Source organism: Leucobacter albus (assembly GCF_039528015.1).
Lineage (GTDB): Bacteria > Actinomycetota > Actinomycetes > Actinomycetales > Microbacteriaceae > Leucobacter > Leucobacter albus.
The window spans coordinates 58,082-73,433 of the sequence record NZ_BAAAKZ010000001.1; the positions used below are offsets into that span (position 1 = coordinate 58,082).

Here is a 15,352-nt window from a genome sequence, read left to right on the forward strand (position 1 = left end):
CGGAGCGGGAGCTACAGCGCCGGCTGCAGCTCTCGCACCACCGCGCCCCGGATCTCGCTGAACCGGGGCGCCGTGCCCGCGTTCTCGATGCCGTACACCGGCGGCACCGGCAGCGAGTTGTAGTGGAACGGGTTGCTCGCGTAGTACGCGCCGGTGTCGAGCAGCGCCACGAGATCCCCCTGCTCGAGCACGGGCAGCTCGCGGCCGCGGGCCACGAGATCCCCCGCGAAACAGCACGGCCCCGCTACATCTTGTACGGCGGTCGCGTGCGCGGGCTTTGCGGCGCCGGCCCTGTCGAACCCCTCGACCCTGAGCGGCCACGCGTCTGGCATGAACACCGTGCGCGTCGCGACCTGCGCGCCCGCGTGGGTGATCGCGACGCGGCGGCCGCCGACCTCTTTCGTGTACTCGACGTAGGCGGCGATGAAGCCGTGCTTCGCGAGAATGCTGCGGCCAAACTCGGTGACGATCTCGTAATCACCGGCAAACAACCGCGGCGCGCCCTCGGCGAGCGCCGCGACGTAGTCATCGAACGCGGAAATCGGGTTGTCGGTCTCGAAGTCGACGGGCAGCCCGCCGCCGATGTCGAGGGTGCGAATCTGCGCGTAGCCCGCGCGCGAGTTCACCTCGTCGGCGAACCTCACGAGCTCGTTTACCCCCTCAGCGATGAGGGGGAGCGGGCAGCCCTGCGAGCCGACGTGCGTGTGCGCGCGCCGCAGCCACGGCGACGCGAGGTACGCCTCGACGAGCTGCTCGCGCATGCCGGGGTCGCGCAGCGGCACGCCGAACTTGGAGTGCGCACTCGCGGTGCTCATCGCCGCGATCGCACCCGCGCCGACCTGCGGGTTCAGGCGAACACCGATCTCGGACTCAGATCCGCTTTCTTCGAGAATCGTGCGCACCCGCGCGAGCTCCTGGAAATTATCGACGTTCAGCGCCGCGCCGAGGCCGAGCGCTCGCCGCAGCTCGCCCCACGACTTCGCGGGCGAATCGAAGACGAGCCGCTCCGGCGTGATTCCCGCTTCGAGCGCGGCCGTGAGCTCGCCGTCGCTCGCGACCTCGGCCCCCATGCCGAGCTCGCCGAGCCGCGAGAGCACGGGCACGAGCGGGTTCGCCTTCACCGCGAAGGCGTGGAGCACCGGAATGTCTTTCGGAAACGCGGCGAGCAGGTGCTCGACGTTCAGGGCGACCCGCTCCCAGTCGAGAAACGCCACGAGCGGCGCGTGCTCCTCGTGCAACAACCCCTGCTGCAGGGCGTGGGTCAAGATGTTGGACCGTCGTGCGGAATCGCTCATGGTGTGCTGTGCTGCGCTCTCGTTGTCGTTGGTGGGCTAGCCGTGGTCTGCGGGGCCACTCCGGCAAAGGTGGGCCCTGAACCAGGCTAGGATTATTCGTTTGGCAGCAGATCCACCCCGAGGGATGACTTCGCGGGCGAATTCATCCCTGAGGGATGAGGATCGCGGGGGCCACAGCCCATATGGTGAACTGTGCCCTGCGGAGCTGCATGGGTAGGGCCCGCTCACGCCCGCCGCGAATCGCCTCGCTTAGCGATGCGCCGGCGATGCGCTGGCGGTGCGCGGCCCGAGAACTAAACAGAAGAAAGAACACACATGACTACCGCCACCCAACCGGGCGCAGCCGCCCAGACGGCCAAGGCAAAGCCGCACAGCACGACGATCACGTTCTGGCAGGGCGTCGCGATCATCTTCGGCGCGAACATCGGCGCCGGCATTCTTGCACTGCCGTACGGCGCGCGCAGCGGCGGCTTCCCCGCGCTGCTCATCGCGCTCATCGTAGCCGGCTTCCTCACCACGGCATCGATGCTGTACGTGGCAGAGGTCGCGCTGCGCACGAAGGAGCCGCTGCAGCTCGCGGGGCTCGCGAAGAAGTACCTCGGCAACACCGGCTCGTGGCTCGTGTTTGCCGGCGTCGCCGTGAACGGCCTCGGCGCGCTGATCGCGTACACCTCGGGCAGCGGCCGCATTCTCTCCGAGCTGCTCGGCCTGCCAGAGGCCGTCGGCAGCCTGCTCTTCTTCATTCCGGGCGTGCTCGTCGTCTGGTTCGGCCTGAAGGCGACGGGCCGCTCCGAGCAGGCGATCACGATCGCGATGCTCGTGCTGATTCTCGTGCTCTGCGGCTGGACGTTCTTCGGCCCAGGCATCGACGTGGCGAACATCACCTACGTGCAGCCGTACTTCATCATTCCCATCGTGAACCTCGCGGTGTTCGCGTTCATCGCGCAGTACACCGTGCCCGAGCTCGCGCGCGGCCTCGCGGCGAGCAACCCGCGCGCGCTGCCGCGCTCCATCGTTGTCGGCATGTGCGCGACCGGCTTCCTGCTCGCGCTCGTGCCCCTCGCCGCGCTCGGCATGATGGGCCGCGACGGCATCACCGAGGTCGTGACTGTCGCCTGGGGCGAGCAGCTCGGCTCGGTCGCGTACTACCTCGCGAACATCTTCGCGGTGCTCGCGATGATGACGTCGTTCTGGGCGATTGCGCTCACCCTGATGAGCAACATCTTCGACCGCTTCAAGTGGCCGTCTGAAAACGCTCCCGGGTACCGGGTCGCGGCGATTATCATTGTGGCAGTGCCCGCGTTCCTCATCGGGGTGTTCAAGCTCGCCGGCTTCGTGTCGGCGCTCGGTTACGCCGGAGGCTTCGCGGGGGCCATCATGTCCATCGTGCCGGTGCTCATGCTGCACCGGGCGCGCAAACACGGCGACCAGGAGCCGGCATGGAAGGCAGGCTGGGTGGCGCACCCGATCGTGCAGGCGCTGCTCATTGCGGTCTTCGGCCTCGCGTTCGTGTACTCGCTCGTGTCGGCGTTCGGCCTCGTTCCAGACGGTTGGGCGTAATGCTTCGCATTCCAGCGAGCTCCGCGATCACGGCGTTCTCGGCTCACTCCGAGCCGGTCGCCGTGGTCGCGCTCGGCGAGGCATTCGAGTGCGAGACGCAAGATTGCTACGCCGGGCAGATCACGTCTGAGGCCGTGCTCAGGCCGCACATCGACATGGCGCACTTCAACCCGGCGACGGGCCCGGTGTTCGTCGAGGGCGTGCTGGCCGGCGACGTGATTCGGGTCGATATCGAGGCGATCGACATCGGCGAGGCTGGCATCATGGCGCTGTCGCCGGGGCTTGGCGTGCTCGGCGACCGCATCGCAGCGGCAGACACCCGCGTGGTGCCGATCGCAGACGGGCAGGCGTGGGTCACCCCCGAGCTGCCCGTGCCGGTCGCCCCGATGATCGGGGTGCTCGGGGTAGCGCCAGCTGGCGACCCCATCGGCACCTCGTGGCCGGGCACGCACGGCGGCAACCTCGACACGCGCATTCTTCGGGCGGGCAGCGCGCTGCTGCTGCGCGCGCAGCACGACGGAGCGCTCGTCGCGGTCGGCGACCTGCACGCGGTGCAGGGCGACGGTGAGCTCGGTGGCACTGGGGTCGAGATCGCTGGCCGCGTGCGGCTCCGGGTGAGCGCCGTTGGCGCCGAGGCCTACGCAAGCGAGCTGCCAGCTGTCGTACACGAGGCCGGGCTGAGCCTGCTCGGGAGCGCGGCAACGCTCGACGAGGCGGTGCGCATCGCGTTCGCGGGCGCCGTCGACCTCGTGGGCGGCTGGCGGGGGCTTGCGTGGGAGGATGCGTACCGCGCCACGAGCCTCGTCGCGCGCACCGAGGTGAGCCAGCTTGTGAATCCGCTCGTCACGGCGCGCGTAACGATTCCGCGCGGCTGGTGCCCGGCCGCGCTGTTTGAGGCGCCGCCCGCGGGGGCCGCGCGTGGCTGACGCCCTGAAGATCGTGCTGGTGGAAGACCACCCGATCGTGCGGCTCGGGCTCGCGACCGTGATCGGGGCGCACGACGACCTCGGCGTCGTCGCCGAGGCAACCGACCCGTCAGGAGCGCTCGACGCGGTCGCCGAAACCGCACCCGATCTCGTGATCTTGCCGCTGCGCCTCGGTGGAGTGCGCGACGGGCTCGAGCTGTGTCGCGAGATCAAATCGATCGACGGCGGGCCGCGCGTGATGATGTACACCTCGTACACGAGCCAGTCTGATGCGACGCTCGCGTTTCTCTCTGGCGCCGACAGCTTTCTCACCAAAGACCACCCCGAGGGGCGGCTGATCGAGACCGTGCGCGCGACCGCGCGGGGAAACAGGGTGTGGAACGTCACGAGCGACACCGGCGCGAGCGCGCGCAATATCGAGGAGCGCGTGCAGCGGTCGGGGCTCACCGCGCGCGAGCAAGAGGTGCTCGGCTTTATGCTGCAGCGCTACACGAACGCCGAGATCGCGCGCGAGCTGTTTGTGACGGTGCCGACCGTGAAGACCCACGTCTCGAACGTGCTGCAGAAGCTCGGCATCGAGAGCCGCAAGGAGCTGTTCGGCTGAGCTGCGCTGAGCGGTGTTGAGCTGTGTTGAGCGGTGCTGAGCGACGTGCCACCGTACGCAACGGCGCCGCCGGCCAGGATGTTCCTGGCCGGCGGCGCCGTTTAGTGCCGCGTCGAGCTTTGCGCCGGGGTGCGCCCAGCGCAAACGACGCGGGCCGCGACCTACTCGCCGCGGCTGAACACCGCGAGCGACTCGAAGTGGTGCGTGTGCGGGAAGATGTCGAACGCCCGCAGCTCGAGCAGGTCGTAGCCCGAGTCGAGCAGCGACTTCGTGTCGCGGGCGAGCGCGACCGGGTCGCAGGCGACGTACACGATGTTCGCCGGGGCGAGCTCGGCGAGCTGCGCGGTCACGTCGCCGCCCGCACCCGAGCGGGGCGGATCGAGCACGATCGTGCCGCGGCGCAGCCGGTCGCGAACCGGCGCAGCCGCGTCGAGTAGCTCGGCAAGGTACTTGTCGACGCGGGCGGTCAGGGCGCGGGCGCCGACGATCTCCGAGAGATTCTCGGCAGCGTTGTCGGTCGCGTCTGGGTCTGACTCGACGGAGGTGATCTTCAGCCCGGGGCCCGCGGCCTCGGCGACCGCGGCTGCGAGCAGCCCTGCGCCGCCGTAGAGGTCGAGGTTCGCCGCGGCGGGGTCGAACTGGCCTGCCTCGATGAGGTCGGAGATCGCGTCGTGCACCGCGCCAAACAGCATCGCGGGGGCCTCGCGGTGCACCTGCCAGAAGCCGCCCGCGCGCACGATGAAACCGCGGTCTTCGACGAGCTCGGCGACGAGATCTTTCTCGCCACGGCGCTCCTTCTGGCCGACCTCGGTGAAGAGCATGCGGGGGTCGTCGTTCGCCGGGTCGATGAGGTCGATCGTCTGCAGGCCGTTCATCGCCTCGGCGAGCGGGGCGATCTGGTTCACGCCCTCGGTGGCGAGCGGCAGTGATGAGACCGGAATGACGGTGCGGCTGCGGGCCGCGTAGGGCCCGACCGCGCCCGTCTCGGGGTCGACGTGCAGGCGCACGCGGGTGCGGTAACCCAGACCGTTCGCCTCGTCGTCGCCCTCGGCCGGCTCCACGAGCTCTGCGAGGGTTTCCGAGAAGTCTTCGCCCTCTTCGCCGGCGAGCTCGATGTCGCCGAAGCGGGCCATCGAATCGACGAGCACCTCGGCCTTGAGCACGCGCTGGCGGGCGAGATCGATGTGGCCGAACTCGGCGCCGCCGGCGCGCTCGGCGGGGTCGCGGTCGACCGAGGCCTCGGCCCAGACGTGCTCGCGGCGATCTTCCGACGCGTCGATGACGCGGGTGACCGCTGCGCGGGCGAACGACTTCTTCTTCTGGTCGGTGATGCGGGCGAGCACGCGCTCGCCCGGGATAGCGTCGGCGACGAACACCACGCGCCCATCGTGGCGGGCGACGCTCACGCCGCCGTGGGCCATACCGGTGATTTCGAGCTCGATCTCGGAGCCGATTTCGAGGGGCGTGCTTGCGCGCTGTTCAGACATGGGAACTATTCTCCCACGCGAACTCAATGCTGATGCCTGGGAACGAGAAAGGGGCTAGGTGGCGAACCACCTAGCCCCCGCTCAGCGTGAGAGTTAGCCCATCAGCGCCGATGCGTCTGCGAGCTCGTCGGCCGCCGGCGCCTCAACCTTCACGGGCTCGCCCCACTTGGAGTACTCAACCGTGCCTGTGCCAACGCCGCCGGCGTTCGGCATGACGATGCGGCGGGGTAGGTCGTCGGAGCCGATGAACATGTCGTAGACGATCGTCTCGCCGAGCGTGGAGACGAGCGTGTCGATGTCGACGCCCTCTTGGGTCTGTGCCTGTGCCTCGAACAGCTTGCGCGTATCGAGGGTGAGCGTGAGCTGCGTGGTCTTTACACCGTCGATCTCGGGGCCCTTGGGGTCGGCCACAAAATCGGTGAGGGCTGCGCTGAAGCCCCCGACCTGGGAGCCGGGGTTAACCTGGTCGATCATTGCGCTGATGTCGCCAGCGCCGCCTGGCATCGTCGACATGTCGAGGAACTTGTTTTGCGACAGCTCGCCCATGTTCATGAACATCTTGCCGTCGACGAGGCGAATGTCGCTCGTCATACCCGAAACATCCATGCTCATCTGCATCTGGATCTTCTTCGGATCCTTGTCCAGAACGATGTCGGCTTCGAGGGCGCCGTCGACGGAGTCGCCGAGCTGCATCGTCATGTGGGCCGAGCCGGCGTTAAGCTGGGCCTTCTCGATGCGCTCCGCGAAGTTCTCCTTCGTGAGCTCGCCGCCCTTGGCCGGCGCCTCCTGGGTGGTGGTCGTGCCGCCGTCGGCGGGAGCCGACGGCGAGCTGCACCCGGTGAGGGCGAGCCCGCCAGCGAGCAGAATCGAAGTGGTCAGTGTGGCCTTACGTGAAAGCTTCATGCAATAACGGTAACGCGAGCGAGCACCGCAGCGCGATTCTCGCGACAAAATTGTGGAGAGATTGCCTAGGCTTTTGCGTATGCAACTGATTCTCGCCTCGACATCGCCCGCCCGCCTCTCTGTGCTCAGGGGCGCCGGCATCGAGCCGGTGTGCTTCTCCCCCGAGGTCGATGAGGAGGCTGAGGTCGCCGCGCGCGAGGCCGCACTCGGGCGTGCGCTCACCGCCGCCGAGCTCACCGAATACCTCGGCAGGCTCAAGGCCGAAGACGTGGTGCGCCGCTACGCGAGCGAGATCGCGGAGCTGGGCGGCGGGCTCGTGCTCGGGGGCGACTCGATGTTTCTGCTCGACGGCGAGGTGCTCGGCAAGCCCCACGTGCCAGAGGTCGCCCTCGAACGCTCGAAGCAGCACCGCGGCAGAACCGGCGTGCTGCACTCGGGCCACTGGCTCGTCGACTGCACTCGCATGGTCGGGCCAGGTGAAGCCGACGAAGCCGCCGCGCCGCGCACCGCCGCGGGCCTCGGGCAGCCTGCACGCCCGGCTGCCGGGGCCGTTGACACGGCGACCGTCACGCTCGCCGCCGACGTCACCGACGCCGAACTCGCGGCCTACGTTGCCACGGGTGAGCCCCTGAAACTCGCCGGCGGGTTTGCGATCGACGGCCTCGCCGGTGCGTTCATCGAGCGCATAGAGGGAGCGCCGAGCTGCGTGATTGGGCTCTCCCTGCCCGCCCTCAGGCGGCTCGTGCGCGAGCTCGGCCACGACTACCCGGCGCTCTGGGCCGGCGGCTCGCCGGTGCTGCCCTAACCGGGCCGCCGCGCCGGGCCGGGCCGCCGCGCCGCCCGCCCCCGCCCCGGGCCCGCCACTGCGCCGCGCATATGACAGTTGTTGTCGCCTGGCGGCTCGGATGGCGACAACAACTGCCATATTGAGTGACGGTGAGGGCCGCGCCCGGCGGGCGGTGCGGGCCCGGCGGCCAGGGCGGCCGCGGGCCGCGGGCCGCTAGGCGAGGCCGCGGGCGAGGTCTGCGATGAGATCGTGTGGATGCTCGAGCCCAATCGACATGCGCACGATTCCCGCGTCTGGCTTCGCGTCTGCCGCGACCGGCCGGTGCGTGAGCGCCGAGGGGCTCTCGATGAGCGAGTCGACGCCGCCGAGGGAGACCGCGTGCGTGAACACCCGCACCGCCGAGGTGAGCCGCTCGGCGGCAGCAGCCCCGCCGTGCAGTCGCACCGCGATCATCGCGCCTGGCCCGGCCAACTGGGAACCCAGCACGCCGCTCGGGTCGCCGCCGAGGCCCGGGTAGTACACCTCGGCAACACCCGGTTGAGTGGCGAGCCACTCGGCGATGCGGCCCGCGGTCGCCTGCTGGGCGCGCACGCGTAGCGGCAGCGTCGCGAGCCCGCGATGCAGCAGATAGGCCGCGAGCGGGTGCAGCACCGCGCCGGTGATCGCGCGAATCGGCCTGAGCCGCGATGCGTGCTCCTCAGAGCAGGCGATGACGCCGCCGATCACGTCGCCGTGGCCGCCGAGATACTTCGTCGCGCTGTGCATGGACATTGCCGCCCCGTGGTCGAGCGGGTTTTGCAGCACCGGGGTCGCGAACGTGTTGTCGACGAGCACCGGCACAGCGCCCGCCTGCTCGACCACGGCCGCGATGCTCACGAGCTCGAGCGTCGGGTTGGCCGGCGTCTCGAGCAGCACGAGCCCCGTGTCGCCCCGGATCGCCCCGGAGACCTCGTCTGGCGAGCAGAAGGTCACTTCGGTGCCGAGCAGCCCGGTGGCGAGCAGGTGATCGGTGCCGCCGTACAGCGGCCGAACCGCCACGACGTGCCTCTTCCCGTCGGCGCCAGCGAAGGCGAGCAGCGCCGCAGACAGGGCCGCCATGCCGCTCGCAAACGCGACCGCCGCCTGAGCGTGCTCGAGTTGCGCGAGGCCCGACTCGAACCTGGCGACCGTCGGGTTCCAGAGCCGCGCGTAGACCGCGCTGCCGCCGGCCGGCACGGTGCCGCCGCTCGCGAGCGCCTCGTACGAATCTCCGCCGCTCAGCACATCGGCCAGCGGGTTCGTCGTTGACAGATCGATCGGTAGCGCGTGCACACCGAGCGCGTTGAGATCTTCCCTGCCCGCGTGCACCGCGAGCGTATCAAGCATCATTGCCGAATCTTCCATGCGCCCATTCTCCCGAGAAAGGGTGTGCGGGCTGTGAGGCCGCCGCAGTAGGGTGAGGGGTTCGGCGCGGTCGCAAGCAGCTCGCCGCGCGCGAGCAGCACGGCGGTTACATCACGCCGCGGGCGAGCAGCGCGACGGTGAGCGCAGCGACGGTTTCGCCATCCGTGAGATCCACCCCGGCGAGCTCCTCAATAAGCGCGAGCCGCTGGTAAAACACGGAGCGCGAGAGCCGCGCCCGCTGCGCGGCGAGCGAGCGGTTCGTTGGGTGCGCAAGGTAGGCCCCGAGCACCCGAACCAGGTCGCCTGTGTGCCCCGTGCCCGGTGCCCTGTCGTGGTCGAGCAGCGGGTCGAGCAGGGTCTCGGCGAACTCGTGCAGCTCGGGGATGCCGGCCAGGCCGCGCACGAGGTAGGCGAGCGGGCGCTCGGCGGCGAGCTGCACGGTCACCCACGAGTCGCCCTGTGAGCTGCGGCCTGCCGCGCCGCCCGCCGCCGCCCGCTCGAGCGAGGAGATCAGGGCGCGGGGCCGGGTCGCGGTCACGCCGATGCTCAGGTGGGCCCGCCACGAGCGAGGCGTCTGCTCCGGCAGCATCATGCCGAGCTCGTGCGCGAGCCGCGCGGCGAGGGGGTGCTGCTGGGCGGTGTGGCCGCGCCCGAGCCGCGGATCCGCCGCGGGGAACGACATCAGCGCGAGCAGCGTGCGCGGGCCAGCGAGCTCGCCATCCGCCGGCGCGAGCAGCACGCTCGCCTCGGGGGCGACGGCGCGGCGCAGCGCGGTCTGCAAGATAGCGGTCTCGAGCGATTCGTGCGCCCCGAAGTCTCCCGTGCCCGTGAGCGTCGCGCCGACGAGCACCCGCCCGGCAAGCGGGAGCCCCGCAGCGGCGAGCTGGCTGGCGAGCTCGCGCTCGCCGGTGTAGCGGCCAGAGAGCACCGCGTCGAACAGGCGCTTCGAGCCGAAGTCGAGCCAGGTGTCGCCCCCGGTGTCGGCGAGCCTCGCGAGCGCGAGCGCGAAGGCGCCGAGCTCGAGCACCGTTGCGCGCCCGGCTGCGTGCGGTGGGCCGGGGAGCGCGGTGAGCGAGCCCCACCGCGTGCCCTGCGCCTCGACGGGAACCCGCGTCGCGCCCTCGGGCAGCGGGGGCTCCGCACCCTGCTGACGCGGGTCTGGCGCGGCCCACCGCTCGAGCACCGTCGCGTCGCCGCCCGACCACGCGACGACGCGGTGGCCCGCGTCTTCGAGCACGACGGGGGCGCCGAGGGTCGCAGCGATGCGGTCGACAACGTAGTCGACGGGGCTGCGGTTCAGGCCGAGCTCGGTGAGCATCGCGTGCACTTCGGCCCGGGCTTCGAGCGCCTCGTTTTGTGCCGCGAGCACCCGCTGGTGCACGCGCTGGGTGATCTGCACGAACCGCACGACGCGGTGCAGCACGATGAGCGGTATGCCGCGCGCCACGCATGCCTCGCTGAGCTCTTCGGGAGCGGCCTCGAAATGGGTGCCGAGCTCAAACACGATGCCGGCCGGGTCGGCGTCGATGAGGGTTTCGACGAATGCGCCGAGCCCTGTCGCGCCGCCTCTCGCCGTCGGCCAGCCGGCCCCCGTGGTGAGCACGAGCTCGCCGCCGTCGAGCAGCGCGGGGGCCTCGCGCCCGGCAACCACGTGGGCCCAGCGTACGCGGCGTTCGAGGCCAGCCTCGCCGGTGACGAGCTCGGGCGCTCCAGCCTGCAGCTCGGCGATGCCGAGCACGTCGCCGATGCTCGGGTAGGGCTCGGTTGTCTCGCTCACATACAAAGTGTACGGAATATGGGGCAGATTGCGATACTTTGCCGGGTGCCGCGACCGAGTTCCGCTGAAATACTAGGCATCATGAGGGTCGTCTGGCCCGAACACATTGCGTGAACATGAACTGTTGAGAGGACAGCAACAATGGCACACATCCCCCACGTCATCGGCGGCGAAAAGGTCGAGGCAGCTGAGCGCACCCAGCCCATCTTCAACCCGGCGACCGGCGAGCAGCAGCACGAGCTCGGCATCGCCTCGGTCGAGACCGTCGAGCGCGCAGTCGCAGCAGCCCAGGCGGCGCTGCCGATGTGGCGCAAGACGAGCCTCACAAAGCGCGCCGATGTGTTCTTCAACCTGCGCCAGCTGCTCAAGCAGCGCACCCCCGAGCTCGCGGCAATCGTCACCAGCGAGCACGGCAAGGTGCTCTCCGACGCCGCAGGCGAGATCGCTCGCGGTCTCGAGAATGTCGAGTTCGCCTCCGGCCTCCTCCACCTGCTCAAGGGTGAGCGCGACGAGCAGGTCTCGACCGGTGTCGACGTGCACTCGGTGAAGCAGCCCGTCGGCGTCGTCGCGGCAATCACCCCGTTCAACTTCCCGGTTATGGTGCCGCTGTGGATGATCGCGTCGGCGATCGCCTGCGGCAACACCGTCGTGCTCAAGCCCTCCGAGCGCGACCCCTCCGCCTCGGTGTTCATCGCCGACCTGTTCCGCGAGGCTGGCCTGCCCGACGGCGTGCTCAACGTCGTGCACGGTGACAAGGTTGCCGTCGATACGCTGCTTGACAGCCGCGACGTGAAGGCCATCAGCTTCGTTGGCTCCACCCCGATCGCGAAGTACATCTACGAGCGCGCAGCTGCGAACGGCAAGCGCGTGCAGGCACTCGGCGGCGCGAAGAACCACATGCTCGTCATGCCAGACGCAGACCTCGACATGACCGCAGACGCGGCGGTCTCGGCAGCCTATGGCTCGGCCGGTGAGCGCTGCATGGCGGTCTCCGTTGTCGTCGCAGTTGGCGGCGTCGGCGACGAACTCGTCGCGAAGATCGCCGAGCGCATGGCCGAGCTGAAGATCGGTGACGGCACCGACCCCGCGTCAGAGATGGGCCCGCTCATCACGCAGGAGGCGAAGGAGCGCGTCGAGTCGTACGTCGCGGGAGCCGCGGCCGAGGGCGCGACCGTCGTCGTCGATGGGCGCGAGGCCGAGTTCGCGGGCGGTGGCTTCTTCACCGGCGTCTCGCTCATCGACCACGTGAAGACTGACTCGAAGGTCTACCGCGACGAGATCTTCGGGCCCGTGCTCGCGGTTGTGCGCGTCGACAGCTATGACGAGGGCCTCCAGCTCATCAACGACCACCAGTTCGGCAACGGCACCGCCATCTTCACCCGCGACGGCGGCGTCGCGCGCCAGTTCGAGTTCGAGGTCGAGGCCGGAATGGTCGGCATCAACGTGCCCATCCCGGTGCCCGTCGGTTCGTTCTCGTTCGGCGGCTGGAAAGACTCGCTGTTTGGCGATTCGCACATCTACGGCCCGGAGTCGATTCACTTCTACACCCGCTCGAAGGTCGTTACGACGCGCTGGCCGAACGCCGAGCCGTCGAAGGTCGACCTCGGCTTCCCGAGCAACAGCTAACATCACCCAGAGGAGCGAAGGAGCACACTATGGCTGACTACATTGACCTCAACGGCGCCGAGCAGCAGTTCGGCGACACCGACGCCCAGCGTGAGGTGCGCCAGAACGACCGCGACTACGTCTTCCACTCGTGGTCGGCGCAGGGCGCGATTAACCCGCTGCCCATCGCGAATGGCGAGGGCGCATCGTTCTGGGACTACGACGGCAACGAGTACCTCGACTTCTCGTCGCAGCTCGTGAACCTGAACCTCGGGCACCAGCACCCCGGCCTCGTCAAGGCGATCCAGGAGCAGGCGGGCCGTCTCGCGACGATCCAGCCCGCGATGGCAAACGACGTGCGCGGCGAGCTCGCCAAGCGCATTGTTGAGCACTCCTTCGAGGGCGCACGCTCGGTGTTCTTCACGAACGGCGGCGCCGAGGCAATCGAGTACGCTGTGCGCCTCGCGCGGCAGTCCAGCGGCAAGCGCAAGATTCTCTCGCGCTACCGCTCGTACCACGGCTCGACCGGCACCGCGATCACCATGACCGGTGAACCGCGCCGCTGGGCAAACGACGTCATCGACGGCGAAGTGGTGCACTTCTTCGGCCCCTACCTCTACCGTTCGGCCTTCTGGGCGACGACCCCCGAGGAAGAGTCGGAGCGTGCGCTTGCGCACCTCGAGCAGCAGATCCAGCTCGAGGGTGCGAGCACCATCGCGGCGATCGTGCTCGAGACCGTGACGGGCACCAACGGCGTGCTCGTGCCGCCGCCCGGCTACCTCCCCGGAGTGCGCGCGCTCTGCGACAAGTACGGCATTCTGCTCATCTGCGACGAGGTCATGGTCGGCTTCGGTCGCACCGGCGAGTGGTTCGCGTACCAGGGGTTTGACGTGAAGCCCGACCTCGTGACCTTCGCGAAGGGCGTGAACTCGGGCTACGTGCCGCTCGGCGGCGTCGTGATCTCGGAGGCCGTGCACAACGCGTTCGTCGACCGCGCCTTCCCCGGCGGGCTCACCTACTCGGGCCACCCGCTCGCGTGCGCCGCCGGCGTTGCCACCTTCGACATCTTCGAGGCCGAGGGCATCATCGAGCGCGTGCGCGACCTCGCGACGCGCGTCATCGAGCCGCGGCTCGCCGAGTTCGCGGCGAAGCACAGGTCGGTCGGCGAGTACCGCGGCAAGGGGCTCTTCTGGGCGCTCGAGCTCGTGGTGGATCGCGAAACGCACGAACCGCTCGTGCCGTTCAACGCCGCAGGAGAGGCCGCCGCCCCGTTCAATGCGGTCGTCGCAGCCTGCAAGCAGGCGGGCCTCTGGCCGTTTGCGGCGGGCAACCGCCTGCAGATCGCGCCGCCGCTCGTGATCAGCGAGGAAGACCTCGTGCGTGGCCTCGACATCATCGATGCAGCGCTCGATGTTGCCGATAGCTACTACACGGGTAAGTAATTCGAGCGCGCAGCGGGGCCTGGTTTGCACAAACCAGGCCCTGCTTGGCGTTACCCCTATATCTTTTTTCGACGCCGGGCCAGAATGGGACAGGAACCCCAAAGACGGGGGAAAGCTTTTCTAGGAAGGATCCGTTCATATGAGCGCTCTCGAAGACATTCAGAAGTACGCCCCGAACGCCAGCGCCGCGGTTGTTGCACAGATGGAACAGACCTATGCGCTCGCGCTCACGAACGCCGACGCGCGGCTCGTGTCGTACAGCGACCCCGCCGAGCTTGCTCGCGTGCGCGAAAGCTTTGTGAAAGAGAAGCTCGGGGTCACCGACTCTGACGCCGCGATCGATGAGGCGATCGCCGCCGTCGGTGACCAGGTGCCCGGCCACAAGCAGCGGCTCACCGTCTACTACCTGCTCGCGGCGCACTACGGCAAACTCGGCGTTTTCGGCGGCTGAGGGGCGCTCGCGCCGCGGTGACCCGAGCGGGCCGCGCGCGGTGCCACGAGGAGTGCGGGCGGCGGTGCAATGACGCACACGCCGCCCGCGCCCGTTCGGGCAGTCTGCGCGCCGGCCGCGCGCAGCAGCGCGCTCGGCGGGGCGAGGAGTAGGCTGGAGCCACGCTTCCGACCCTAGAGAGGCAATGTTGCTGAGTGCGCTGACGGGCTTCGTCGTGGTCGGGTTCGCCATTTTGGTCGGGTGGATCCTCGGCAAGACCGGCGTGCTCGACGCTTCGGCGCGCGGCGTGCTCGCGAAGCTCGTGTTCTGGGTGCTCTCGCCGGCCCTGCTCTTCGTAGTGCTCTCGCAGGCCCAGGTCGAGATGCTGTTCTCGTCGCTCCTGCCGGTGTCTGCGATCGCCGCGCTCGTGGTGATCGGCGGCTACGCGCTCGTGGCGAAGCTCGTGTGGCGGCGCTCGGCGGCCGAGACGCTCATCGGCGCCCTGTCTGCCGGGCAGGTGAATGCGAACAACATCGGCATTCCACTCTCGCTCTACATTCTCGGCAGCGCGGCATACCCGGCGCCCGTCGTGCTCTTTCAGTTGCTCGTGCTCACTCCCGTGTCGCTCTCGATTCTCGAGGCGTCGGTCGGCGGCAGGTTTCGGCTCAGCGTGATCTGGCGCGCCCTCGCGAACCCCATCATCATCGGCTCAGCGCTCGGCACCGTGGTCTCGGTCACCGGCGTCACCCTCCCCACAATTGTGTTCGCGCCGATCGAGTTGATTGCGAACGCGTGCGTGCCCGTGTTGCTCATCAGCTTCGGCATCTCGCTCAACGGGCAGCGGGTGCTCGGCGCCGGCGGTAACCGGCGCGAGGTCGTGTACGCGAGCGCGCTGAAGCTGGTTGGCATGCCCATCGTCGCCTGGCTGACGGCGACCTACGCGTTCGGGCTCGGCCCGGCCGAGGTGCTCATCGTCGTCGTGCTTGCCGCCCTGCCGACCGCGCAGAACGTGTTCAACTACTCGCAGCACTTCGGGGTCGGCGAGACCGTGGCCCGCGACACCGTGTTTATCACGACCGTCGGCTGCATCCCGGTGCTGTTTCTTGCCACCGTGCTGCTCGGCTAGCTCCGTGGCGGCGGGTTGACGCGCGAA

General features: G+C 69.2%; 13 protein-coding genes. 8 read left to right on the top strand and 5 right to left on the bottom strand.

The window, feature by feature from the left end:
* Positions 1-11: 11 nt before the first annotated feature.
* The gene (locus ABD115_RS00260) at positions 12-1,295 is read right to left on the bottom strand and encodes a type III PLP-dependent enzyme domain-containing protein (protein WP_343957004.1); all 1,284 of its coding nucleotides are present in this window, start codon (positions 1,293-1,295) and stop codon (positions 12-14) included.
* 315 nt (positions 1,296-1,610) lie between these two features.
* Between ABD115_RS00260 and ABD115_RS00265 the strand changes: the two genes are divergently transcribed.
* Genes ABD115_RS00265 through ABD115_RS00275 form a run of 3 tightly spaced genes read left to right on the top strand, consistent with a single transcriptional unit; the run spans position 1,611 to position 4,385 of the window.
* On the top strand, positions 1,611-2,855 hold the full coding sequence (locus ABD115_RS00265) for an aromatic amino acid transport family protein (RefSeq protein ID WP_343957006.1): 1,245 nt from the start codon (positions 1,611-1,613) through the stop codon (positions 2,853-2,855).
* The gene (locus ABD115_RS00270; RefSeq protein WP_343957008.1) at positions 2,855-3,781 is read left to right on the top strand and encodes an acetamidase/formamidase family protein; all 927 of its coding nucleotides are present in this window, start codon (positions 2,855-2,857) and stop codon (positions 3,779-3,781) included. Before ABD115_RS00265 ends, ABD115_RS00270 begins: the two co-directional genes overlap by 1 nt.
* Positions 3,774-4,385, top strand: coding sequence for a response regulator (locus tag ABD115_RS00275; protein WP_343957010.1), 612 nt, complete (start codon positions 3,774-3,776; stop codon positions 4,383-4,385). The genes ABD115_RS00270 and ABD115_RS00275 overlap by 8 nt, the downstream gene beginning before the upstream one ends.
* Positions 4,386-4,546: 161 nt before the next feature.
* On the opposite strand, the gene ABD115_RS00280 is transcribed toward ABD115_RS00275, so the two are convergent.
* Both ABD115_RS00280 and ABD115_RS00285 read right to left on the bottom strand, forming a co-directional pair.
* Positions 4,547-5,872, bottom strand: coding sequence for a class I SAM-dependent RNA methyltransferase (locus ABD115_RS00280; protein WP_343957012.1), 1,326 nt, complete (start codon positions 5,870-5,872; stop codon positions 4,547-4,549).
* 93 nt (positions 5,873-5,965) lie between these two features.
* On the bottom strand, positions 5,966-6,775 hold the full coding sequence (locus ABD115_RS00285) for an SCO4651 family lipoprotein (protein WP_343957015.1): 810 nt from the start codon (positions 6,773-6,775) through the stop codon (positions 5,966-5,968).
* Between the two features lie 79 nt (positions 6,776-6,854).
* On the opposite strand from ABD115_RS00285, the gene ABD115_RS00290 reads away from it, so the two are divergent.
* Positions 6,855-7,580 (top strand): Maf family protein, encoded by a 726-nt coding sequence (locus tag ABD115_RS00290; RefSeq protein ID WP_343957017.1) that lies wholly within the window; start codon positions 6,855-6,857, stop codon positions 7,578-7,580.
* A 195-nt stretch (positions 7,581-7,775) separates the two neighbouring features.
* On the opposite strand, the gene ABD115_RS00295 is transcribed toward ABD115_RS00290, so the two are convergent.
* Both ABD115_RS00295 and ABD115_RS00300 read right to left on the bottom strand, forming a co-directional pair.
* On the bottom strand, positions 7,776-8,945 hold the full coding sequence (locus ABD115_RS00295; RefSeq protein ID WP_343957019.1) for a trans-sulfuration enzyme family protein: 1,170 nt from the start codon (positions 8,943-8,945) through the stop codon (positions 7,776-7,778).
* A gap of 106 nt (positions 8,946-9,051) precedes the next feature.
* Positions 9,052-10,722, bottom strand: a complete 1,671-nt coding sequence (locus tag ABD115_RS00300; protein WP_343957021.1) for a PucR family transcriptional regulator — start codon at positions 10,720-10,722, stop codon at positions 9,052-9,054.
* Between the two features lie 141 nt (positions 10,723-10,863).
* Here ABD115_RS00300 and ABD115_RS00305 point away from each other — a divergent pair, with 141 nt between their 5' ends.
* The 4 genes from ABD115_RS00305 (at position 10,864) to ABD115_RS00320 (ending at position 15,325) form a co-directional block, all read left to right on the top strand.
* Positions 10,864-12,348 (top strand): CoA-acylating methylmalonate-semialdehyde dehydrogenase, encoded by a 1,485-nt coding sequence (locus ABD115_RS00305; RefSeq protein ID WP_343957023.1) that lies wholly within the window; start codon positions 10,864-10,866, stop codon positions 12,346-12,348.
* A 29-nt stretch (positions 12,349-12,377) separates the two neighbouring features.
* Positions 12,378-13,769: an aspartate aminotransferase family protein gene (locus tag ABD115_RS00310; RefSeq protein ID WP_343957025.1), complete on the top strand. Its 1,392-nt coding sequence runs from the start codon at positions 12,378-12,380 to the stop codon at positions 13,767-13,769.
* A 139-nt stretch (positions 13,770-13,908) separates the two neighbouring features.
* Complete coding sequence (locus ABD115_RS00315) at positions 13,909-14,220, top strand: DUF2853 family protein (RefSeq protein ID WP_343957027.1); 312 nt, start codon at positions 13,909-13,911, stop codon at positions 14,218-14,220.
* A gap of 184 nt (positions 14,221-14,404) precedes the next feature.
* Positions 14,405-15,325, top strand: a complete 921-nt coding sequence (locus ABD115_RS00320) for an AEC family transporter (protein WP_343957028.1) — start codon at positions 14,405-14,407, stop codon at positions 15,323-15,325.
* The last annotated feature ends 27 nt before the right edge of the window (positions 15,326-15,352 follow it).

What these genes read in the sequence shown, in the direction of transcription:
- ABD115_RS00290 (WP_343957017.1), top strand. Translation starts at nt 6,855, where the DNA reads ATGCAACTGATTCTCGCCTCGACATCGCCCGCCCGCCTCTCTGTGCTC.
- ABD115_RS00295 (WP_343957019.1), bottom strand. Translation starts at nt 8,945, where the DNA reads ATGGAAGATTCGGCAATGATGCTTGATACGCTCGCGGTGCACGCGGGC.
- ABD115_RS00260 (WP_343957004.1), bottom strand. Translation starts at nt 1,295, where the DNA reads ATGAGCGATTCCGCACGACGGTCCAACATCTTGACCCACGCCCTGCAG.
- ABD115_RS00315 (WP_343957027.1), top strand. Translation starts at nt 13,909, where the DNA reads ATGAGCGCTCTCGAAGACATTCAGAAGTACGCCCCGAACGCCAGCGCC.
- ABD115_RS00310 (WP_343957025.1), top strand. Translation starts at nt 12,378, where the DNA reads ATGGCTGACTACATTGACCTCAACGGCGCCGAGCAGCAGTTCGGCGAC.
- ABD115_RS00280 (WP_343957012.1), bottom strand. Translation starts at nt 5,872, where the DNA reads ATGTCTGAACAGCGCGCAAGCACGCCCCTCGAAATCGGCTCCGAGATC.
- ABD115_RS00285 (WP_343957015.1), bottom strand. Translation starts at nt 6,775, where the DNA reads ATGAAGCTTTCACGTAAGGCCACACTGACCACTTCGATTCTGCTCGCT.
- ABD115_RS00305 (WP_343957023.1), top strand. Translation starts at nt 10,864, where the DNA reads ATGGCACACATCCCCCACGTCATCGGCGGCGAAAAGGTCGAGGCAGCT.
- ABD115_RS00265 (WP_343957006.1), top strand. Translation starts at nt 1,611, where the DNA reads ATGACTACCGCCACCCAACCGGGCGCAGCCGCCCAGACGGCCAAGGCA.
- ABD115_RS00270 (WP_343957008.1), top strand. Translation starts at nt 2,855, where the DNA reads ATGCTTCGCATTCCAGCGAGCTCCGCGATCACGGCGTTCTCGGCTCAC.
- ABD115_RS00320 (WP_343957028.1), top strand. Translation starts at nt 14,405, where the DNA reads ATGTTGCTGAGTGCGCTGACGGGCTTCGTCGTGGTCGGGTTCGCCATT.